The 19,886-nt window shown below is 74.2% G+C and carries 17 protein-coding genes; 8 read left to right on the top strand and 9 right to left on the bottom strand.

Annotated elements, in window-relative coordinates:
- Genes FXF52_RS00530 through FXF52_RS00515 form a run of 4 tightly spaced genes read left to right on the top strand, consistent with a single transcriptional unit; the run spans window position 1 to window position 4,259 of the window.
- The gene (locus FXF52_RS00530; protein ID WP_148793128.1) at window positions 1–1,920 is read left to right on the top strand and encodes an MFS transporter; all 1,920 of its coding nucleotides are present in this window, start codon (window positions 1–3) and stop codon (window positions 1,918–1,920) included.
- A gap of 5 nt (window positions 1,921–1,925) precedes the next feature.
- Window positions 1,926–2,474, top strand: a complete 549-nt coding sequence (locus FXF52_RS00525; protein WP_370517867.1) for a hypothetical protein — start codon at window positions 1,926–1,928, stop codon at window positions 2,472–2,474.
- Entirely contained in the window at window positions 2,471–3,646 is a 1,176-nt protein-coding gene (locus FXF52_RS00520; RefSeq protein ID WP_148793126.1) for a M23 family metallopeptidase, read from the top strand. Before FXF52_RS00525 ends, FXF52_RS00520 begins: the two co-directional genes overlap by 4 nt.
- Before the next feature lie 13 nt (window positions 3,647–3,659).
- On the top strand, window positions 3,660–4,259 hold the full coding sequence (locus FXF52_RS00515) for a hypothetical protein (RefSeq protein ID WP_148793125.1): 600 nt from the start codon (window positions 3,660–3,662) through the stop codon (window positions 4,257–4,259).
- Between the two features lie 8 nt (window positions 4,260–4,267).
- On the opposite strand, the gene FXF52_RS00510 is transcribed toward FXF52_RS00515, so the two are convergent.
- Window positions 4,268–4,825 carry a hypothetical protein gene (locus tag FXF52_RS00510; protein WP_148793684.1) on the bottom strand — a complete coding sequence of 186 codons (558 nt, stop codon included), beginning with the start codon at window positions 4,823–4,825 and terminating at the stop codon, window positions 4,268–4,270.
- A 237-nt stretch (window positions 4,826–5,062) separates the two neighbouring features.
- Between FXF52_RS00510 and FXF52_RS00505 the strand changes: the two genes are divergently transcribed.
- Together FXF52_RS00505 and FXF52_RS00500 are read left to right on the top strand one after the other, a co-directional pair.
- Window positions 5,063–7,624, top strand: coding sequence for an FtsK/SpoIIIE domain-containing protein (locus FXF52_RS00505; RefSeq protein WP_187413266.1), 2,562 nt, complete (start codon window positions 5,063–5,065; stop codon window positions 7,622–7,624).
- A gap of 43 nt (window positions 7,625–7,667) precedes the next feature.
- Window positions 7,668–8,369, top strand: coding sequence for a hypothetical protein (locus tag FXF52_RS00500; RefSeq protein WP_148793123.1), 702 nt, complete (start codon window positions 7,668–7,670; stop codon window positions 8,367–8,369).
- 64 nt (window positions 8,370–8,433) lie between these two features.
- On the opposite strand, the gene folE is transcribed toward FXF52_RS00500, so the two are convergent.
- The 4 genes from folE to FXF52_RS41410 form a co-directional block, all read right to left on the bottom strand.
- On the bottom strand, window positions 8,434–9,099 hold the full coding sequence (gene folE, locus FXF52_RS00495) for a GTP cyclohydrolase I FolE (RefSeq protein WP_148793122.1): 666 nt from the start codon (window positions 9,097–9,099) through the stop codon (window positions 8,434–8,436).
- 35 nt (window positions 9,100–9,134) lie between these two features.
- A complete protein-coding gene (gene ftsH, locus FXF52_RS00490) occupies window positions 9,135–11,141 on the bottom strand; it encodes an ATP-dependent zinc metalloprotease FtsH (protein ID WP_148793683.1) in 2,007 nt (668 codons plus the stop codon).
- 396 nt (window positions 11,142–11,537) lie between these two features.
- A complete protein-coding gene (gene hpt / locus FXF52_RS00485; RefSeq protein ID WP_148793121.1) occupies window positions 11,538–12,113 on the bottom strand; it encodes a hypoxanthine phosphoribosyltransferase in 576 nt (191 codons plus the stop codon).
- Between the two features lie 99 nt (window positions 12,114–12,212).
- A complete protein-coding gene (locus FXF52_RS41410; protein WP_187413265.1) occupies window positions 12,213–12,350 on the bottom strand; it encodes a hypothetical protein in 138 nt (45 codons plus the stop codon).
- 150 nt (window positions 12,351–12,500) lie between these two features.
- Here FXF52_RS41410 and FXF52_RS00480 point away from each other — a divergent pair, with 150 nt between their 5' ends.
- Window positions 12,501–13,460: a GlxA family transcriptional regulator gene (locus FXF52_RS00480; protein WP_148793120.1), complete on the top strand. Its 960-nt coding sequence runs from the start codon at window positions 12,501–12,503 to the stop codon at window positions 13,458–13,460.
- A 139-nt stretch (window positions 13,461–13,599) separates the two neighbouring features.
- Here FXF52_RS00480 and tilS read toward each other — a convergent pair whose 3' ends face one another.
- From tilS to dacB, 3 genes are all read right to left on the bottom strand, one after another.
- Window positions 13,600–14,730: a tRNA lysidine(34) synthetase TilS gene (gene tilS / locus FXF52_RS00475; RefSeq protein WP_148793119.1), complete on the bottom strand. Its 1,131-nt coding sequence runs from the start codon at window positions 14,728–14,730 to the stop codon at window positions 13,600–13,602.
- A gap of 4 nt (window positions 14,731–14,734) precedes the next feature.
- A complete protein-coding gene (locus tag FXF52_RS00470) occupies window positions 14,735–15,802 on the bottom strand; it encodes a zinc-dependent metalloprotease (protein ID WP_148793118.1) in 1,068 nt (355 codons plus the stop codon).
- Window positions 15,803–15,881: 79 nt separating this feature from the next.
- Window positions 15,882–17,390 carry a D-alanyl-D-alanine carboxypeptidase/D-alanyl-D-alanine-endopeptidase gene (dacB, locus tag FXF52_RS00465; RefSeq protein ID WP_187413297.1) on the bottom strand — a complete coding sequence of 503 codons (1,509 nt, stop codon included), beginning with the start codon at window positions 17,388–17,390 and terminating at the stop codon, window positions 15,882–15,884.
- A 447-nt stretch (window positions 17,391–17,837) separates the two neighbouring features.
- On the opposite strand from dacB, the gene FXF52_RS00460 reads away from it, so the two are divergent.
- Window positions 17,838–18,338, top strand: a complete 501-nt coding sequence (locus FXF52_RS00460; protein WP_148793116.1) for an inorganic diphosphatase — start codon at window positions 17,838–17,840, stop codon at window positions 18,336–18,338.
- 72 nt (window positions 18,339–18,410) lie between these two features.
- Here the strand turns inward: FXF52_RS00460 and eccD are convergent, their stop codons facing one another.
- The gene (gene eccD / locus FXF52_RS00455; protein WP_148793115.1) at window positions 18,411–19,814 is read right to left on the bottom strand and encodes a type VII secretion integral membrane protein EccD; all 1,404 of its coding nucleotides are present in this window, start codon (window positions 19,812–19,814) and stop codon (window positions 18,411–18,413) included.
- Between the last annotated feature and the right edge of the window lie 72 nt (window positions 19,815–19,886).

Below are 19,886 nucleotides of genomic sequence, written 5' to 3'. Positions count from 1 at the left end.
ATGGCGCGGGCACGGATCGCGGCGCTCCTCCTCGCGCTCGGCGTACTCGCCGTGGCCACGATCGCCTGGCCGGTGGTCGGGGCCACACCCGCGTACGCCACCGCCACCCCGGTCGCTCAGGCTCGGGCCGAGCTGTGCAGCACCAAGGAGTGGCAGGCCGACTTCCGCGCCTGCGTTGCCCGGCTCAAGGAGGTCAGCCAGGACGAGGTCGAGTGCCGCAACGCCCCGGTCCCCGGCGCGCCCGACTCGGGCCTCGCCGGTTGGTTCGCCTCCCGCCCCGACTCCGCCAAGCTCCGCGGCCCCAAGGGGCTCTACAGCGAGTACGGCTACGCCGGATACAGCTACACGACGTATGACGTGGACGGCGGCTGCGCCTCGGCCGTGCTCCACCCCGACTACCGCTTCACCACCATGGTCGCGAACGGCGAGTTCATGTTCGCCAACGCGGTCATCGGCGCATCCAACGCGTTGCGCGAACGGGCCTGGGACCCGCGCTCGATGTGGGCCTGGGCGGACCCGCTGGTGGAGCACGCCACGAAGGCCGTCTACCAGAAGGTGTTCAGCGTCTTCGGCATCATCACGCTCTGCGTGGTCGGTCTCTATCTGCTCTGGCGCTCACGCCAGTCGGACATGAGCAACACGATGACCACGGCCGGCTGGGCCTTGCTGGTCATGGTGGCGGTGACCGCCCTGGCCGCCTGGCCAGTGAAGTCCGCGAACGTCGCCGACAACACCCTGATCACCACGCTGGGCGTGGTGCACGACGCCGTCGGCCCCGGGTCCAAGGACATCCCGGCGGACAGGTGCGCGATGCCGAACCCGGACGCCTGCGTCGACAAGCGGCCCCCCGCCGTGCGGGCCAGCGATACCGCCACGGAGACGATGCTTTACCGGAACTGGCTGCGGGGAATGCTCGGCTCGGCCGACAGCGAGACCGCCAAGAAGTACGGTCCGGCACTCTACGACGCCAAGTCGCTCACCTGGGATGAGGCGGAGTCGATCCGGAAGAATCCCGCCACTCGGGATGTGGTCATCAAGGCCAAGCAGCAGCAGTGGGCGAAGGTCGCCGAGCAGATCAAGACGGAGGACCCGGAGGCGTACGAATACCTTCAGGGCGTCCGTGACATGGACCGGATCGGGGCCGGCTTCATCGCGGTGCTGGCCTCGCTGCTCTTCGCGATGTTCGACCTGACCGCCTCGCTGCTGGTGCTGCTCGGCTTCCTGATCTTCCGCTGGGCGGTGATCGCCGCGCCGATCCTCGGCACGGTCGGCCTGCTGCGGCCGGCGAGCGCCGGCCTCCGCCGGCTGGCGAACGCGGTGGTCGCGGCGGTCTTCAACATCGCCATCTTCGGCACCGGCGCGGCCATCTACCTGTTCGCGGTCGACCTCATCATGAACACGCCCACCCTGCCCGGCTGGCTCCAGGTGGTCCTGGTCTGGCTCTGCGGCGTGGTGGGTTGGCTGCTGCTCCGCCCGTACCGGCGGATCACCCAGCTCGGCGGCAAGGACAGCAGCGAGGCGATCAGCTCGGCCGGCTCCTGGCACCGCCGGTTCTTCCGCGACATCCGGGTGGCGGCCCGGCTGGACGTGGCCGAGCCCGGCGGCACGGCCGAGCCGGCGGTCGGCCGCCGACGCGGCGTCATGCTCGACCAGAGCAGCCTCCGGCCGGAGGCCCGGCACGAGGACCCGTCGCACGGCGAGCGCCAGCGGCCGGACGGGCGGGAGCGAACCGAAGAGGTCCCGGGGCCGGAACCGCAGGACGGGCACCGCCCCACCGCGCCGCGCCCCCGCCGGCAGCCGGCGAGCTGGACGGAGCCCGACGTGCCCGAGGAAGCTCCCTCCTTCGCCATCTACCGGCCGGGCTCGACCGACCGCGCGCCGGCCAAGCCGGCACCTCGGGTGCGCTCTGAGGCGCGGTGAGGCCGATGCGTCGGGCGCTGGAATTCCTGGTCACCCGGGTGCTGCGGTCCCGGCTCGGCATCGCGCTCGTGATCGCCGCCCTGGTCTTCGGCGTGATCGGCGTGGCCCGGCTGGTCTCCGGTCCGGTCGACCGGACCGTCGGTCTGAGCAACCGGCCACGCGAGCCGATCAGCACGGCCGACCCGGAGGCCGGTGACGACGGGGTGCTGGCGAGCTCCACGGCGCCCTCGCCGAAGACCCGGCCGGGCGAACTGACCCCCGAGCAGACCGCCGGCCGCTTCACCACCGCCTGGCTGACCGGCCCCGGCAGCAGCGGGGAGGACTGGCAGGGCCGGCTGCGACCGCTGTCCACGGCGGCGCTGACGGAGAAGCTGACCGGTGCGGACCCGGAGAGCGTGCCGGCCCGGCGGATGGCCGGCCAGGTGACCCTCCGGCCCCGGACGGAGTCGTTCGTGGAGGCCATCGTGCCGCTCGACAACGGCCGGCTCCGGCTGGAACTGGTGGCCTCGGACGGGCGGTGGCTGGTGGATGTGGTCGACTGGGAGCGGCAATGAGCGCCGTGGCGGAGGGGACGACCCCGCGCCGACGCAAGCTGCGGCTCGGCGTGCTGGTCGCCGCACTGGCCACGGTGCTCACCCTGCTCTGCTGCGTCGGCGGCGCCGGCGCGTTCTTCCTCACCGAACTGGGCGGCGACGAGAAGGACGCCCTGACTGCCGGCCTGGACTGCGACGCGGCCTACCAGGTCGACGTCACCGGGGACATGCCGCGCTTCAGCGAGTACGGCGAGGGCCAGTTGCGCAACGCCGCCGTCATCATCAAGGTCGGCCAGGACAAGAAGGTGCCCGCCCGGGGGTGGGTCGTCGCGCTGGCCACCGCCATGCAGGAGTCCGCGCTGCGCAACCTCGCCAACAGCACCGTGCCGGCGTCGCTGGCGCTGCCGCACGAGGGCGTCGGCTCCGACCACGACTCGCTGGGCCTCTTCCAGCAGCGCCCGGGCTGGGGCAGCGTCCAGCAGCGGATGACGCCGTCGTACGCCGCCGGGAAGTTCTACGAGAAGCTGCTGAAGGTGCCGGACTGGCAGCGGCGCCCGCTGACCGTGGTGGCGCAGCGGGTGCAGGTCAGCGCCTTCCCGGACGCGTACGCGAAGCACGAGGACCTGGCCGCCCGCATCGTCGACGCGCTCGCCGGGGGCGCGGCCCGCACGGTGGAGATCGCCGGAAAGGCGGTCTGCGACGCCGCCGCCGGCACTCGGATCGCCGCCTCCGGCTGGACGGCGCCGCTCCCGGGCGGCATCGTCTCCGGCTTCCGCACCGCCGAGCGCCGCAGCCACAACGGGGTCGACCTGGCGGCGGACAAGGAGACTCCGATCCACGCCGCGTCCGCGGGCCGGGTCCTGGTGGCCCGCTGCGACCCCGACCATTCGGGCCGGCGGGACTGCGACCGGGACGGCTGGCCGGACAAGGGCGGCTGCGGCTGGTTCGTGGACATCCTGCACGTGGGCGGGTTCATCACCCGGTACTGCCACCTGATCCAGCGGCCCAAGGTGGTGCCGGGGCAGACGGTGGAGGCCGGCGAGGTGATCGGTTACTCCGGCAGCAGCGGGAACTCCTCCGGCCCGCACCTGCACTTCGAGGTGCACGTCAACAGCGACCGGTCCAGCCGTGGCGCGATCAACCCGGTGCCGTTCATGCGACAGCGCGGTGCACCGCTGGCCGGCACCGGATGAGGGTTGTCGGCCCATGAGCAATCCCCTGCCCGACCCCTTCGCGGACCAGCCCGACTGGACGCCGCTGCCGCCGCGACCGGTCGAGATCGTCCCCGCCGCCGGGCGCGTCGACCTGCGCGGCCGTCGGGTGCTGGTGGGCCTGCCCGGCCTCGGCTGGCGCGGCGATCTGCGCGCCGACGAGCGGGTGGTGCAGGGCAGCCGGACGTACGTGCCGGTCATCCCGGAGCACGAGTGGTACCGCGCCGAGGCGGAACAGGTGGAGGTCTTCGCGCCGCTCGTGCCGGTGGAGCGGGTGTGGGTGGAGACCGTTGGCGAGCGGGGGCCGGCCGCCCGGCCGGCCGGGTCGGGGTTCCGGCTGGTCTCCCTCGACGCGCCCACCCGTCGCCCGCCCACCCCGGTGGTCGAGGCGGACTCAGTCACCGGCCGGCGCGTGGTGCACGTGACCGGGGCGACCGAGCAGCGCGACCTTCGCGCGGTGACCGAGACCTACGCCGGCGCGGACGGGGACATCTGCGTCCGGGTTGCTCCGGAATTGGAGTGGTACCGGTGGGCCTGGCGCGGCCAGGCACCGGTCACGTTGGAGGTCCCGGTCCACCTGCTCTGGCTCGAGTAGTGGTGCCCTCAGCCGACACGCTCGGCCGCGCAGACCCCCCAGTCATCACTACGCTTGGTCTCGAACCGCCAGCCCTGCCGATCGCTCTGCGAGATGCCGTCGACGAAGGCCGAGATGATGAGATCGACTTCGACCAGGGCGACATCTCCCGACTGTTGAACGCTCAACGCACCCCAGCTCACCGAGATCGTCGTGGCAAACCTCTTCTCCCGTGCCACGAGATCATCGCGTAGCGATCGCAGGCCGCCGAGATCATTCTGGCGCTCGCAAGTGAACTCCTGCGCCTTCGTGTCGTTGCGGTCCACCAGGAAGGCCTGGATGTAACTGGCCACCACGACATCCGGAGCGCTGCGGTCGGGCGCGGTGGCACGGTCGTACAGCACGAAACCGACGACGGCACCGCCGGCACAGAGCAGCGCCAGCACCCCGGCGACGACCGTGAGGACGGTACGCAGCGGCCGCCGCGGACGTTCCGGCGCCGGGGCCGGCGCGGGCGGCGCCAACTGCTCGGGCGGGGTCCGCTGCGCCGGTACGCGGGAGACCTGGGAACCGGCGGGGGGCTGCACTGATTCCACCTCCTGAGGCTATCGGCTGCGTGCCGCGTACCCAATGCCCCAGATCCCCGGATCGTGGCGAACCGCCGGGCGGACGCCGCGCGGCGCGGATCCGCCGGACGGGATCCGGGTGAGCCGGCTCACCACCGGGGCAAACACCGGCGCAGCGCCGATCGACATCCCGGAGGACGGCCCTCGGCTGGGATACCGTCACAGCTCGGGGAGGAGATGTCGGCCTCGGGAAGAGAGGTGGACGCGGTGGCGAGTCCGAAGGCGCGAGCCGGTCGGGCGGCCGCGCTGCACCGGCGGGCCGAGGCCACCGCGACCGCGGCCGCCGCCATCCTCGACGAGATCCGGCCCGCGCCCGCCGACCACCATCGGCAGTACGAGCTGGCGGAGCGGCTCCGCGCGGCGGCGGCGCTCGCCGCACCCGGCTGGGCCGGCGATCCGCTGGAAGCCCTGGCGGTGACCACCCCGCCCGGGGACGGCCCGCCGCCCGTCGTCCGGGTCGGCACCGCCGCACCCCTGGACGATGCCCGGTTCCCCGCGCTGGTACCGCTGGTCGGCAGTGGACACCTGAGCATCGACGCCGACGCCGGCGATCCGCGGGTGGCCGGTCTGCTGCGGGCCCTCCTGCTCCGGCTGTTCGCCGCCACCCCGGCCGGCGCCCTGCTGGCCCGCGCGGTCGACGGCACCGGCACCGGCACCGGCACCGGCACCGGCACCGGCACCGGCACCGGGGCCACCTTCGCCGGGTTCGCGGCGCTGGCCGACGCGGGGCTGCTACCGCCGCCGGCGACCGACGTGGCGGGGCTCCGGGCGGTGCTGACCGAGGCCGAGCAGTGGGTGGTCGCGGGCACGGCCCGGCAGCGCGGGCACGACCGCACGCTGCTGCTGGTGGTGGCCGCCCTGCCCGACGGCACAGCCTCCGCCGACCTCGCCCGGATCGGGGCACTGGCCGCCGGGGGGCATCGGGCGGGGTTGCACCTGGTGGTGGCCGGCTGGCCGGACGGGGAGCCGTTGCCGCAGGCCACCCCGCTGGCGGTGCGCACCGCGTACGCGCTGGTGGGCGATCCGCCGGGCGCGGGCTTCAGCAGCCCGGGCGCGGAGCCGCCGGGCGGGCTCAACTGCCCGGTGTTCGTGGCGGAGGACCCGCCGGAGGAACTGGTCGTCGGGGTCTGCCGCCGGCTGGCCCGGCAGATCGAGGACGGCTCCCGGCTCGCCCTGACCGACCTGCTGCCGCCCGCCGAGCTGTGGGTCGACAGCGCGGTCGACGGGCTGTCCACCATGGTCGGTGATGCCGCCGGCCGGCCGGTCAGCCTCGGCTTCACCGAGCTGACCCCGCACTGGTTGGTCAGCGGCCGGTCCGGGGCGGGTCGGGCGGCGTTCCTCACCAACGTGCTGTTCGGGCTGACCACCCGGTACGGCCCCGACGAGGTGGCCCTCTACCTCGCCGATCTGGGCGAGGGTGAGTCCTTCGTGGAGTTCCTCCAGGTCGAGCGGGACCGCACCTGGGTGCCGCAGGTCCGGGCCGCCGGGATGGCCGCCGACCGGGAGTACATGGCGGACCTGCTCGGCGAGCTGACGGCGGAGCTGCGCCGCCGGGAGGAGGCCGGCCGGCGAGCCGGCGGGCAGCGCTACCCGGAGCTGCGCCAGCATCAGGCGCTGCCCCGGATCGTCTGCGTGATCGACAACTTTCCGCTGCTGCTGCGGGAGCGGGACCGGCTGGCCACCGACACCCTGGCCCGACTGGACGCGCTGGCCCGCGCCGCCCGGGCGTACGGGATCCACCTAGTCCTGGCGGGCGAGGGCGACCTCGGCATCGGCGGCCCGCGCGACCCGCTGCTCGGCCAGTTCCCGGTCCGGGTGGCGCTGGCCGGCGGCTCGGCGGTGCTGGAGCCGACCAACGACGCGGCCGCCGGCCTGCCGGTGGGCAGCGCGGTGGTGAACACCGCCGGCGGGCTGGGCGGGCCGCGCGGCGCGACCCGGGGCCACGAGCGGATGATCCGGTTCCCGGACCCGCACGCCGATCCGGACCTCCTCGCCGGGCTGCGGCACCGGCTCTGGTCGGCCCGGCCCGCGGACGCCACCCCGCCGGTGGTCTTCGCCGGGTACGCGCGCCCGCTGCTCGCCAACGACCCGCGCTACCGGGCCGCGCTGGCTGGACGGGCGCACACGCCGGCCGCACTGCTCGGCCGGGCGGTGGACGTCCGCCGCTCCACGGTGGCCGTCCCGCTCGGGCCGGCCGCCGGCCGGAACCTCGCCGTGCTGGGCGGCGACGAGGAGGCGGCACGGCTGCTGCTGACCGCTGCCCGGAGCGTGGCGGCACACCACACCGCGGCCCGGTTCGTGCTGGCGCCGCTGGCGAACGGGTCGGCCGAGCCGGCCGCGGCGCTCGCCGCCGAGCTTGCCGCGCGGCACGAGGTCGACACGGTCGACGTGGCCGGCCTGCGGGCGGCGATCGAGACGGCCGAGCCGGGCTACCTGGTGGTGTTCGGGTTGGACGTGCCGGACGCGGCCGAACTGCCGCCCGACCGGCTGCGGTCGCTGCTGTTGGAGGGGCCGCCGGCCGGGCGGCACCTGCTCGGCTGGTGGCGCTCGATGGGGCCGCTGGCCGGCCTGCTCGGCCCGGAGGGCGAGGTGGACAAGCTCACCGCCGTGGTGGTGACCGACGTGCCGGGCAGTCGGCTGGAGCAGCTCTTCGACCGGCCGGTGCTGTGGCGGCCCCGGCCGGAGCGGGCGATGCTCTGGGACGGTCCGGGCGAGCAGGGAACGGTGCTGGTGCCGTTCGGGGAGGGGCCGGTGCCGTGAGCGAGCGGAGCGAGCGAACCATTCGGCTCAGCAGCGAGGCGTCGTGAGCGAGACCGGCGCGCCCGTGCCCGCGCCCCGGTCCGGTGGCCCCACCGCGGACATCGACCCGGCCGAGGCGGCCTGGGCGGACTACGTGGCCGCCGCCCGCCAGCTCGACGGGGTACGTCGCGCCGCGGCGACCGCCGCCAGCGAGCAGGCCCGGTCGGTGGCGGCGGCCCGGGAGGAGTTGACGGCCGTCCGGGAGCGGCTGGCCCCGCAGCAGTCACGGCTGCGGGAGCTGGGCGTACCGGCGATCTCGCTGGTGCCGACGCCGCCGGAGGTGACCGAGGCGGCCCGGTCGATGGCGGCCGGTCCGGCGGCGGTGCTGGCCTGCCTGCGCACCGCCAGCGGCTGGGCGGACGCCGCCGACGACACGCTCGCCGCGCGCGGGCTGCCCCGCCTGGCGCGCTGGCCGGCGCGCCCCCGCAACCTGCTGGTGTACGGGCCGCTGGCGCTGGTGCTCCCGCTGATCCAGTTGGTGCTCTTCCTCGCCACCGGCACCAGTCCGGCGACCGTGGCGGCGCTGGTGGTCGGGCTGCCGATGCCGGCGGTCGCGTTCATGGTGGGCTGGCTGACGGTCGGGCGGCTGTTCCGGCCCCGCCCGACGGACCGGGTGGACCGGACGCCCCGGTTCGGCGCGCTGGTGTGCCTGGTCCCGGCGGTGCTGGCCACCGCCGGGATCGTCCTGGCGATGCTGGCCGGCTGACCTCGGCTCTGTTAGGCCGGCGTCGCGCGAGAAGGGACCCCTTTCAAGGGGCCCTCCTTACGCGTCAGCGGGGGATGATCAGGGCCATCGCCTCGGCACGCGACTTGGCGTCGTGCTGGAGGGTGCCCCGCACCGCCGAGGTGATCGTCTTGGCGCCGGACTTCTGGATGCCGCGCATCGCCATGCACATGTGCTCGCACTCGAGCACCACCACGACGCCGCGCGGGGCCAGCCGGCTCATCAGCAGGTCGGCGATCTGCGAGGTGAGCCGCTCCTGCACCTGGGGGCGGCGGGCGAACACCTCGACCAGCCGGGCCAACTTGGACAGGCCGGTGATCCGACCGTCCGGCCCGGGGATGTAGCCGATGTGCGCGCTGCCCCGGAACGGGAGCAGGTGGTGCTCGCAGAGGCTCATCACATCGATGTCCCGGACGAGCACCAGTTCCTCGTGGTTGGCCTCGAACGTGGTGGTGAGCACCTGCGCCGGATCGACCCGCAGGCCGGCGAAGAGTTCGGCGTACGCGCGGGCGACCCGGGCCGGCGTCTGCTGGAGACCGTCGCGGTCCGGGTCCTCGCCAACGGCGATGAGGATCTCCCGGACGGCCTTTTCGATCCGGGCGAGGTCGATGGTCTCCTCGACCGGGCGCCCGGTCAGCTTGCCGCTGATCAGGCGCGCGGCGACGTAGTCCAGCCCGTCCTCGCCGTCGGGCTCGGTCGCGGAGACGGCCAGCTCCCCTGCGGGGGAGCTGGCCGTCGGGTCGGTGCTCAGTGGGTACCGTCCGAGTTGTTCGCGGACCCGCCGACCGAGGCGCCGTCGGCCTGGGCCTGCGCCTTGAGGGCCTCCTTCTCGGCGGGGGTGAGCACGGGCGGCTCGGTGGAGGGCTGGCGCTTGCCGAAGCCGTGGTACGGGGCCATCGGCGGGCGCTTCGCCACCCGGGCGCAGATCCGGGCCATGTCGGCCGTGGAGAGGGTCTCCTTCTCCATCAGCTCAAGCACGATGTTGTCCAGGACGTCCCGGTATTCGACCAGGATCTCCCAGGCCTCGTCGTGCGCCAGCTCGATCAGCGCCCGCATCTCGCCGTCGATCTCGGCGGCCACCGCGTCCGAGTAGTCCCGCTCGTGGCCCATGTTGCGGCCGAGGAACGGCTCGTCGCCGCTGGTGCCGTACTTGATCGCACCGAGCTTGGAGCTCATGCCGTACTGGGTGATCATCGCGCGGGCCAGCTGGGTGGCCTTCTCGATGTCGTTGCCAGCGCCGGTGGTGGGCTCGTGGAAGACGAGTTCCTCGGCGGCCCGGCCGCCCAGCGCGTACGCCAGGGTGTCGATCATCTCGGCCCGGGTCTGGGTGTACTTGTCCTCGGTCGGCAGGACCAGGGTGTGGCCCAGCGACCGGCCCCGGGACAGGATGGTCACCTTGTGCACCGGCGCGGCGTGCGGCAGCGCCCAGGCGACCAGCGCGTGCCCACCCTCGTGGTACGCGGTGATCTTCTTCTCCTGGTCGCTCATCACCCGGGTCCGGCGCTGCGGACCGGCGATCACCCGGTCGATCGACTCCTCCAGGGAGTCGTTGGTGATCGCCCGCTGGTTCTTGCGGGCGGTGAGCAGGGCGGCCTCGTTGATCACGTTGGCCAGGTCGGCGCCGCTGAAGCCGGGGGTACGCCGGGCGACCGAGTCGAGGTCGACGTCGGGCGTGAACGGCTTGCCCTTGGCGTGCACCCGCAGGATGGCCTTGCGGCCCTCCATGTCGGGGGCGTCGACCGGGATCTGCCGGTCGAAGCGGCCCGGGCGCAGCAGCGCCGGGTCGAGGATGTCCGGCCGGTTGGTGGCGGCGATCAGGATGACGCCGCCCTTGGTGTCGAAACCGTCCATCTCGACCAGGAGCTGGTTGAGGGTCTGCTCCCGCTCGTCGTGGCCGCCGCCCATGCCGGCGCCACGGTGCCGGCCGACGGCGTCGATCTCGTCGACGAAGACGATCGCCGGCGCGTTCGACTTGGCCTGCTCGAAGAGGTCGCGGACACGGCTGGCGCCGACACCCACGAACATCTCGACGAAGTCCGAGCCGGAGATGGAGTAGAAGGGCACCCCGGCCTCACCGGCGACCGCCCGGGCGAGCAGCGTCTTACCGGTACCGGGCGGGCCGAAGAGCAGCACACCCTTGGGGATCTTGGCGCCCAGGGCCTGGTATTTCGCCGGGTTCTGCAGGAAGTCCTTGATCTCGTGCAGTTCCTCGACGGCCTCGTCCGCCCCCGCCACGTCCGCGAAGGTGGTCTTCGGCGTGTCCTTGGTGATCATCTTGGCCTTGGACTTGCCGAAGTTGAGCACCCGGGAGCCGCCGCCCTGCATCTGCGACATGAAGAACAGCAGCAGGAGCACCAGCAGGGCGATCGGCAGCAGGTTGACCAACAGGCTCACCCAGATGCTGTCCGACGACACCTTGGTGTCGGCCGGACCGGTGATCTTGTTGTCCGCCTTGGCCTTGAGAACGTCGTTCCAGACCTGGTTGCCCACCTCGTACGGGAACTGTGCCTGGATCTTGTCGGTGGTGGTGTCGTCGAACTTGGCCTTGTCCTTCAGGTCGATCTGGAGCGTCTGCTCCTTGTCCTGGAAGACGACCTTCTCGATGCCGCCCTTGTTGAGCTGGTCGAGCGCGACCGACGTGTCCACCCGGTGGTAGCTGGGGCCAGCGGTGAACAGCTGACTGAGTACAACGGCGCCGAGGATGACCAGGATGATCCAGACCACCGGTCGGCGGAAGAAACGCGTACGTTCCATACTGTCGTCGGGCATCGAGACGCCCGCATCCTCCTGATCGACGTCCTGACCGTCTGATTGGTGTCGCCGCCTCGGGCGGCGGCCGCAGCCGCCGTGCGGGCCGGCCCCGACCCCGAGGCGCGCCTCCTGCGCGCCGCGGTCATTCGACGGTACACCGTTCGTGCCAGATGTGAGCTTGCGAGCCCGGCACTTACGCGTACGGCGAACCCGGGTTTGGGGCCGGCGTGGCGGGGAGCTCCCCACCCGGCCACCCGATCGCCCGGTCACGCGGTTCGAGGGGTCGGGCATGGAGGTTGCCTCCACGTCACCGGCATCTACCGTAGACCGGAAGGCTGAAAGCCCGCTGAACGTCCGCTTGACGTATCCGGAGCCCGGGCGGGTCGGACCGGCGGGGCCTCAGGCCCGGGCGTAGACCTCGGGCTTCAGGACGCCAACGTAGGGCAGCTCCCGGTAGCGCTCGCCGAAGTCCAGACCGTAGCCGACGACGAACTCCGTCGGGATGTCGAAGCCGACGTACTTGACCGGAACCGGCACCTTGACCGCGTCCGGCTTGCGGAACAGGGCGACCACCTCGACGCTGGCGGCGGAGCGCGACTCCAGGTAGCGGAGCAGCCAGGAGAGGGTGAGGCCGCTGTCGACGATGTCCTCGACGACCACCACGTGCCGGCCGGCGATGTCCCGGTCCAGGTCCTTCAGGATCCGGACCACCCCAGAGGAGGTGGTGCCCTGGCCGTACGAGGAGACGGCCATGAACTCCAGTTCGGCGGGCGGGCCCTGACGGCCCAGCGCCCGGGCGAAGTCGGCCATGAACATGACCGCGCCCTTGAGCACGCAGACGAGCAGGAGACCGTCCTCGACGTGCGCGTAGTCCGCCGAGACCTGCTTGGCCAGTTCCGCCGTCTTCTCGCGGATCTGTTCCTCGGAAATGATCACGTGGTCGATGTCGGCGTCGTACCAGGAGCCGTCAGCCATGCTCCTAGCCTGCCGTACGCCGGATCTCCTCCGTCGGCGGGGCCGCCCCTTTTGGCGCGGTCCCGCCCGGGATTTTCGGCTCGCAACGGGCAAATCAGCTCAGCAGGTACGGGAGGTCCACCGCCGGCCGTCGTCGGTGGGCTTCCAGTCGGCCGAGTCCCGCGAGTCGGCGGTCAGCCCGACGGCGCTCGCGACGACGAGGAAGAGCAGAAGGAGCAGGAGCAGGAAGACGGTCATGGCGGCGCTCGCTTTCGCGTGGTTGATGTCGATTTCGCCGCCGGTGCGCACCGGATGTCACTCAGTCTGCGCGCCGACTCCCCGCCCGGAAAGTGGCAGAAATGCCAGCGGGCATCGAATTTCTGCCACCTGTCGGGTTACCCTCGTCACATGCTCCGCTCCGTGGCCGTCATCGCGCTCGACCAGGTCGCCGCGTTCGAACTCGGCGTCCTCGCCGAGGTGTTCGGCACCGACCGCACGGCCGACGGCTTCCCCGGCTACCGCTTCGACGTCTGCACGGCGGACGGCCGGCCGGTCCGCAGCCGCTCCGGCTTCCTGCTCACCCCGCACGCCGACCTGAGCCCGGTGGACGACGCGGACCTGGTGGCCGTGCCGGCGCATGCCGAGGGGGCGGCCGTCCCGGAGCCGGTCCTGGACGCGCTGCGCCGCGCCGCCGACCGCGGCGCCTGGGTGCTCAGCGTCTGCTCCGGCGCCTTCGTGCTGGGCGAGGCGGGGCTGCTCGACGGGCGGGACTGCACCACCCACTGGCGGCACGTGGACGACCTGCAACGGCGGTACCCGGCGGCCCGGGTACGATGCAACTCTCTCTACGTCCAGGACGGACGGCTGCTGACCAGCGCCGGCACCGCCGCCGGCATCGACGCCTGCCTGCACCTGGTCCGCCAGGAACACGGGTCGGCGACCGCCACCCGGCTGGCCCGGCGGATGGTCGTTCCCCCGCACCGGGACGGCGGCCAGTCCCAGTACGTCGAGGCACCCATCCCGAAGGCGCCGGAGGCACCCACACTGGAGCCGGTGCTGGAGTGGCTGATGGGTCACCTGGACCGGGCGGTGACCGTGGACGAGCTGGCCGCCCGGGCCGGGATGGCGCCGCGTACCTTCGCCCGCCGGTTCCGCGCCGAGACCGGCACCACCCCGCACGACTGGCTGACCAACCAGCGGGTGCTGCTCGCCCGGCGGCTGCTGGAGGAGACCCGGTTGAGCGTGGAGACCGTCGCCGACCAGGCCGGCTTCGGCGACGCGGCGGCGCTGCGGCACCACTTCAGCCGCCGGGTCGGCACCACCCCGCACGCCTACCGGACCACGTTCCGGGAACGGGTCGAGGCCTGATCACCAGCCCAGGATCGGGGCTCACCGGCACGCACCGCCGCCGATGCCGGCTCGCCGATCTTGCGGCAGCCGAGGCCGCAGTCAGCGCCACCTCGGCGACCTGGTGGCCCAAGCCCGCCACTCATCCCGGCGACACTGCTCAGGTGGTCAGGCGGCCGTCGCGGCGGATCACCGGCAGGCCGCCGGGCAGGTGTACCGGACCCTGGCCGTGCCAGTCGGTGACCAGGGCGTCCAGCGCGGCGACGTGCCGGTGCGACAGCGCGCCCGGCGAGGCGCCGAGACCCCGGGCCCAGGCGTGCAGCACCCGGGTGCGTACCGCGGCCGGCAACGCGGCCAGCGCCGCGACAGACAGGCCGCCCTCGGCCGCCCGCACCGGCCGGATCACCGTCGCGCCGTCCGTCGAGGACGGCGCGGGCGCGGAACCCCCGGCTGGGGTCGGAGCGGCGCCGGGCCGGACTTCCGCCCGCGCCGACGGCTCCGGGCCGGATGCCGCCGCGCCTGCTGCCGGCTCGACGGGTGCCGGGGCGGCGAGCGCGGCGGCGGCGAGGGCGTCGAGGGCGGCGGTGTCGGCCGCCACCAGGCGGGCGGTCCGCGCCAGGTTGTCCACCACCCCGGGGCCGAGCGCGCGGACCAGCGCGGGCAGCACGTCGGCCCGGACCCGGGCGCGCGCGTACGCCGGGTCGGCGTTGTGCGGGTCGTCCCACGGGGTGAGCCCGAGCGCGGCGCAGGCCTTGCGGGTGTCCTCCCGGGAGACGTCGAGCAGCGGACGCAGCAGCGGCACCCCGGCCAGCTCGCGGCGCTCCGGCATGCCGGCCAAGCCGCGCGGGCCGGCACCCCGGGCCAGCGCGAGCAGCACCGTCTCGGCCTGGTCGTCGCGGGTGTGCCCGAGCAGCACCGCAGCGGCCGAGTGCCGGTGGCCGGCGCCGACCAGCGCCTCGTACCGGGCCTCGCGGGCGGCCGCCTCCGGGCCGCCGGTACGCCCGTCGACCCGCACCGGCACCGCCTCCACCGGGTCCAGACCCCGCTCGCGGGCCCAGCGGGCGACCGCCTCGGCCCGCTCCGCCGAGCCGGGTTGCAGGCCGTGGTCGACGGTCACCAGGCCGGCGCGCCGGCCGAGGCGGGGCGCCACGAAGGCGGTGGCCGCCGCCAACGCGAGCGAGTCGGCGCCGCCGGAGCAGGCCACCAGCACCGGCCCGTCCCCGGGCAGCCCGGTCAACGCCCGGCGTACGGCGAGCCGGACGGCGGCGACCGGCGGGGCGAGCGCGGCCACGGGCTCAGTAGGCGGCCGGGGTCGCGCCGGTCGGCCCGTGCACCCGGGCCACCCAGGCGTCCGGGTCACCCAGCTCGTCCAGCCGGGGCAGGGTCAGCGGCGAGTCGAAGATCTTGTTGAAGCCGGCCATGCCGACCCGGTCAACCACACCGTGCACGAACTTGCGGCCCTCGGCGTACTGGCGCATCTTGACCTCGATGCCGAGCAGCCGGCGGATCGCCTTCTCCAGCGGGTTGCCCGACTCCCGGCGCCGGTTGAACGCCGCGCGGATCGACTCGACGCTGGGGATGACCTGCGGCCCGACGCCGTCCATGACGAATTCGGCGTGCCCCTCGAGCAGGGTCATCAGCGCGGTGAGCCGGTCGAGCACGGCCCGCTGGGCCGGGGTCTGCACGATGTCCAGCACGCTGGCCCGGCTCTCCGGGTCCCGTACCGCGTCGGAGAGCGTGGCGACGCCCCGCCGCAGCCGTTCCAGCAGCTTTTCGCCCGCCTGCGCGGCGTCCACGAACGCCTGCACCTCACTCAGGAAGTACGCGCGCATCCACGGCACGGCGGTGAACTGGGTCCGGTGGGTCACCTCGTGCAGGCAGACCCAGAGCCGGAAGTCCCGGGGGTCGGCCGCCAGTTTCCGCTCCACCTCGACGATGTTCGGCGCCACCAACAGGAGTTGGCCGGGGTCGCCGGCGAAGACCTCGTACTGGCCGAGCACCCGGCCGGAGAGGTACGCCAGCACGCTGCCGGCCTGCACCCCGGTGAGCCGGGACCCGATCGCCTCGGTCAGCGGCCCGGGCCGCTTGTCACCGGAGATGCGGTTCACCAGCGGAGTGATCACCTCGCGCAGCCCGGCGATGTTCGCGGCCGCCCAGTCCCGGCGGTCCACCACGCGTACGGGCGGGTGGGCGACCTGGGCGCGCAGGCCAGTGTAGTCGGCGACGTGCAACGCCGCGTCCTCGGTCAGCCGTCGCAGCTCGCTGACGACATCGGTGGCCTCGGCGTACGACACCCGGGGGCCCGACTTGCCCAGTGCCCCCGCGGTGGCGGCGGCCAGATCCCAGTCCACGAACTGCGCCATGAACCCACCGTACCCGCGCCGCGACACCCCGACCCGGGCTCGCGACCGCCGATCGACAGCGGTCGCACCGGCGGCACGGTCAGCGGCAGCCGCAGCGAGCCAGCGTGGAGCTGATCCGGTCGAGGGCCTCCCGGGTGTCGTCGAGGCTGCCGGTCGTCCGGTCGGTGAGCACGGCGAAGGTGAGCAGCCGGTTGTCGGCGGTGGTGACCAGCCCGGCGATCGCGTTGACCCCGGTCAGCGTGCCGGTCTTGGCCCGGACCACGCCGGCCCCGGCCTTGGTCACCGACGCCTGGTACCGGTCGCCCAGGGTCCCGGACCAGGCACCGACCGGCAGGCCGCCGAAGATGGCCGCCAGCTCGGGATGGGTGCCGTTGCCGGCGAGGGTGATCAGGTCGGTGAGCAGTGAGGGGCTGATCCGGTTGGTCCGGGACAGGCCGCTGCCGTCGGCCAGGCTGATCTCGTCGGCCGGCAGGCCCAGCTCGCCGATCACCTGGTCGGTGGCGGCCGCGCCGCCGGTGAACGACGCCGGCTTGCCCTTGGCGAGGGCCACCTGCCGGGCCAGGTACTCGGCGATCACGTTGTCGCTGTCGCTGATCATGATGTCGACCAGCCGGACCAGCGGCAGCGACTCGACCTTGCCCAGCTCGGTGCCGGGCGCGGGCGTCGCCCCCGCCGAGGCGCCGGAGGCGGCGGGCGCGGTGCCGCGCTTGACCTGGGCGGCGTCGCCGGAGAGCCCGAGCAGCTTGGCGAACTGGCGGCCGGCGGTCAGGTCCGGGTTGGGCACCCGGTCGGCCGCGCCGTGGGTCTCGTCGAAGTTCTCCCGGGCCCCCGCGGGATCCTGCCGGGCGGCGTCGGTCGTCAGCGCGGTGATCGCCGCGCCGAACCCGCCGGTGGGGATGTCGGCGTCCCAGCCGGGCTCGTAGACCGGGCCGCTGAACAGGGACGAGTCGACCGTGACCTTGGTCGGGGCGGTGCCGCCGAGCGCCTTGCGCACCTGGGCGGCGAGGTCGTCCAGCCGGGCCGCGTTCGGGTAGAAGCCGTCCTTGTCGACGGCGAGGGTCGGGTCGCCGCCGCCCACCAGGACCACCTCGCCGGGGGCCGCGCCGGCCACGGCCCGGGTGGGAATCCGGTACGCCGGCCCCCGGGCGACCAGCACCGCGACGGCGGTCGCCAGCTTGGTCACCGACGCGGGCACCGTGGGGCTGTCCTGGCCGCGGCCATAGAGCTCGCGGCCGGTGGTCACGTCGGCCACCGACACGTTCACCCGGTCACCGAGCGCCGCGGCGCCGACCAGCGGTTCGAGCGCGGCGCGCACCCCGTCGGGGGTGGGCAGGGGCGCGTTGGCGTCGAGGCCGGCCAGCACGGCCGGCGGGTCGGGCTCGGGCGGCTGGGCGCTCGCCCGGGGCGTGCCGGCCTCGCCCAGCCAGCCGGCCAGCGGGCCGGGGGGGACCACGGCCAGCCCGGCGCCGGCCAGGGCGAGCACCAGCACGGCGGCCAGCACGGCCAGCAGCCGGAGCCGACTCCGGCGGGGCGGCGGGGCGGGGACCGGGGCGGGGCCGTACGGCGGGGCGGGCGGACTCACCGGCATGCCGCCTGCCGGCGGGCTCACCGGCACCCCGCCCGGCAGGTCGGGCGTGGGCCAGCTCAGCGGGGCCGTCGGGTCCGGGCCGTACTGTCCCGGATCGGCCCGGCCCACCGGGTTGGCGCCGTACCGGTCGGGATCGCGGCCGACGGAGGCGGACCCGGTAGCCCGGCCCGGGGTACGCGGAAGATGCGCGTCGGGGACCGGCACCCGGCCGGTGGCGCCGCCGGAACCGGAACGGCCGAACTTCGGCCCGTCAACCCCTTCGGGGCGGTAGTGTGAATCTTCCCTCCCCACGACCCCCTCCTCCCCCGCTCAAAAGCACCCTGGGTGACACTACTTCGGTCCGAACACTATGCGGCGGCCGGAGCCGGTGGGGGTCATTCGCCCTTCCGGGAGCGCGGCGCCACTGGTTTCCGTTAGCCAGCGTGGGCAAACGAGGGAGCGTGCGAGATGGATTTCGACGTCACGGTTGAGATCCCCAAGGGTCACCGCAACAAGTACGAGGTGGACCACGCGACCGGCCGGATCCGGCTGGACCGCACGCTCTTCACCTCCACGCAGTACCCCGCTGACTACGGCTTCATCGAGGGCACGCTGGGCGAGGACGGCGACCCGCTGGACGCGCTGGTGCTGGTCCCCGAGCCCACCTTCCCGGGTTGCCTGATCCGCTGCCGCACGATCGGCATGTTCCGGATGACCGACGAGAAGGGCGGCGACGACAAGGTCCTCTGCGTGCCCTACGAGGACCCGCGCCAGGAGCACCTGCGGGACATCCACCACCTGGGCGAGTTCGACCGGCTGGAGATCCAGCACTTCTTCGAGGTGTACAAGGACCTGGAGCCGGGCAAGTCGGTCGAGGGCGCGACCTGGGTGGGGCGTACCGAGGCCGAGGCCGAGATCCGGGCCTCGTTCCAGCGCGCCAAGGAGGCCGCCGAGCGCGGCGAGCACTGATCTTCGACGTCGACGGGCCCGGGCCGCTCAGCCGAGCGACCCGGGCCCGCGCGTAGCGCCTGTTCCGCTGGGTCAGCCGAGCAGCCCGCGGGCCCGGTCGTAGAGGTCCAGCACCGCGCAGGCCACCGGGACCAGGGAGACCACCAGCGCGGTGTCGGTCAGGTCGGCCAGCCTCCCGAGGTACGGGGAGACCGGCCGCCGGGCGTACGTGGCGCCGGCCGCCACCGCGACCAGGGCCACGGCGAGCCCGCCGACGGCCAGCGCCAGCCGGCCGGTCACCCCGGCACGATCGGCGAGCACCGCGCCGAGCAGGGCGTACCCGGCCAGCCCGGCGGCCACCGCGGGCACCCGGTGGCGGACCGCCACGAAGAGCCGGGAGCGCAGCAGCAGCACCGCGCAGCCGACCGCGACCAGCAGCCGACCGGCCAGCCCGCCGGCGGTGGCGAGCACCACCACGGCGGCGACCGCCAGCCCGGCGTGCCCGAGCAGCATCCCGGTGAGCATCTCCTCGGTCCGGGTCACCGCGGCGTGCACCCGCCCCTGGTCCGGCAGGTCGCGTACCCCGTCGGGACCGCCGGCCGGGGTGGTCGCGGGCAGGGTGATCGGCGGCAGCGGCAGCTTGCCGAGCCGGATGGCCAGCAGCGGCAGCCCGCCCAGCGCGAAGACCAGCCCGCAGAGCAGCACGGCGGCGGTGCCCGCCGGGTCGAGGAAGAGCCCGCCGAGAGCGGCGAGTGCCCCGGCGGCGCCGGTGGCCGCGCCGGCCACGAAGACCCGGGACCGGCTGGCCACCCCGAGCAGGCCGAGCACCGACACCAGGAGCAGCGCCACTGAGCCGGCCAGCAGTTCGGGCGCGCCGACCCAGCGCAGCGGCCCGAACGGGCCGACCGGGTCGCCGGAGCCCACCGCGAGGGCGCCGGACGCGGCGGCGTAGGGCAGGGCGTACCCACCGAGGGTGGCGCCGACCAGGCCGTCCCCGTACGCCCGGGAGCCGGCGGTGGCGGCGAGCACGAGGAGCAGGGCCACCGCGGCGGCCACCGGCCAACCGGTCCGGTGCCCGGGCCCGGCGGCGAGCACAGCGAGCAGGCCCACGGCGAGCGGCACGGCCGCCCCAGCCAGCGTGGCGGCCCGGGTGGCCGCCGGCGACCAGGCGACGCCTCGGCGGCGGGCCCCTTCGGCGATCGCCTCGACCACGTCGTCGTACTCCAACTCGGGCCACTCGGCGCGGGCCGGGACGAGGTGCAGCACCTCACCGTCGCGGACGCCCTGCGGCAGCAACGCCTGCGCGGTGGCCAGCACCGCCCCGTCGGTGCGGCGCAGCACCCAGCCGCCGTGCCGCTCCCCGTCGTCGGCCAGCCCCTCGCCGGCGTGCCGGAGCACCTCCGGCAGCAGCTCGGCCAGGGGAACCTGCTCCGGCAGGGCCACGTCCACCCGGCGCTGCGGGGCGCTGATCGTCACCCGGGCCAGCCCGCTTGTCATCGATATCTCTCCACATTGAACGGCAACCGTGGCTGACGGACGACAGGACTTACCTACGATGAGCCAGGCTCG

It is taken from the genome of Micromonospora sp. MP36, from assembly GCF_008119785.1.
Lineage (GTDB): Bacteria > Actinomycetota > Actinomycetes > Mycobacteriales > Micromonosporaceae > Micromonospora.
Note: the sequence above shows the minus strand (reverse complement) of the source record. Positions and strands in the feature narration are given on the sequence as shown.

Coding starts and splice junctions, on each gene's coding strand:
- FXF52_RS00530 (WP_148793128.1), top strand. CDS start 1: ATGGCGCGGGCACGGATCGCGGCGCTCCTCCTCGCGCTCGGCGTACTC.
- FXF52_RS00525 (WP_370517867.1), top strand. CDS start 1,926: ATGCGTCGGGCGCTGGAATTCCTGGTCACCCGGGTGCTGCGGTCCCGG.
- FXF52_RS00520 (WP_148793126.1), top strand. CDS start 2,471: ATGAGCGCCGTGGCGGAGGGGACGACCCCGCGCCGACGCAAGCTGCGG.
- FXF52_RS00515 (WP_148793125.1), top strand. CDS start 3,660: ATGAGCAATCCCCTGCCCGACCCCTTCGCGGACCAGCCCGACTGGACG.
- ftsH (WP_148793683.1), bottom strand. CDS start 11,141: ATGGAACGTACGCGTTTCTTCCGCCGACCGGTGGTCTGGATCATCCTG.
- hpt (WP_148793121.1), bottom strand. CDS start 12,113: ATGGCTGACGGCTCCTGGTACGACGCCGACATCGACCACGTGATCATT.
- FXF52_RS41410 (WP_187413265.1), bottom strand. CDS start 12,350: ATGACCGTCTTCCTGCTCCTGCTCCTTCTGCTCTTCCTCGTCGTCGCG.
- FXF52_RS00480 (WP_148793120.1), top strand. CDS start 12,501: ATGCTCCGCTCCGTGGCCGTCATCGCGCTCGACCAGGTCGCCGCGTTC.
- FXF52_RS00470 (WP_148793118.1), bottom strand. CDS start 15,802: ATGGCGCAGTTCGTGGACTGGGATCTGGCCGCCGCCACCGCGGGGGCA.
- dacB (WP_187413297.1), bottom strand. CDS start 17,390: ATGCCGGTGAGTCCGCCCGCCCCGCCGTACGGCCCCGCCCCGGTCCCC.
- FXF52_RS00460 (WP_148793116.1), top strand. CDS start 17,838: ATGGATTTCGACGTCACGGTTGAGATCCCCAAGGGTCACCGCAACAAG.
- eccD (WP_148793115.1), bottom strand. CDS start 19,814: ATGACAAGCGGGCTGGCCCGGGTGACGATCAGCGCCCCGCAGCGCCGG.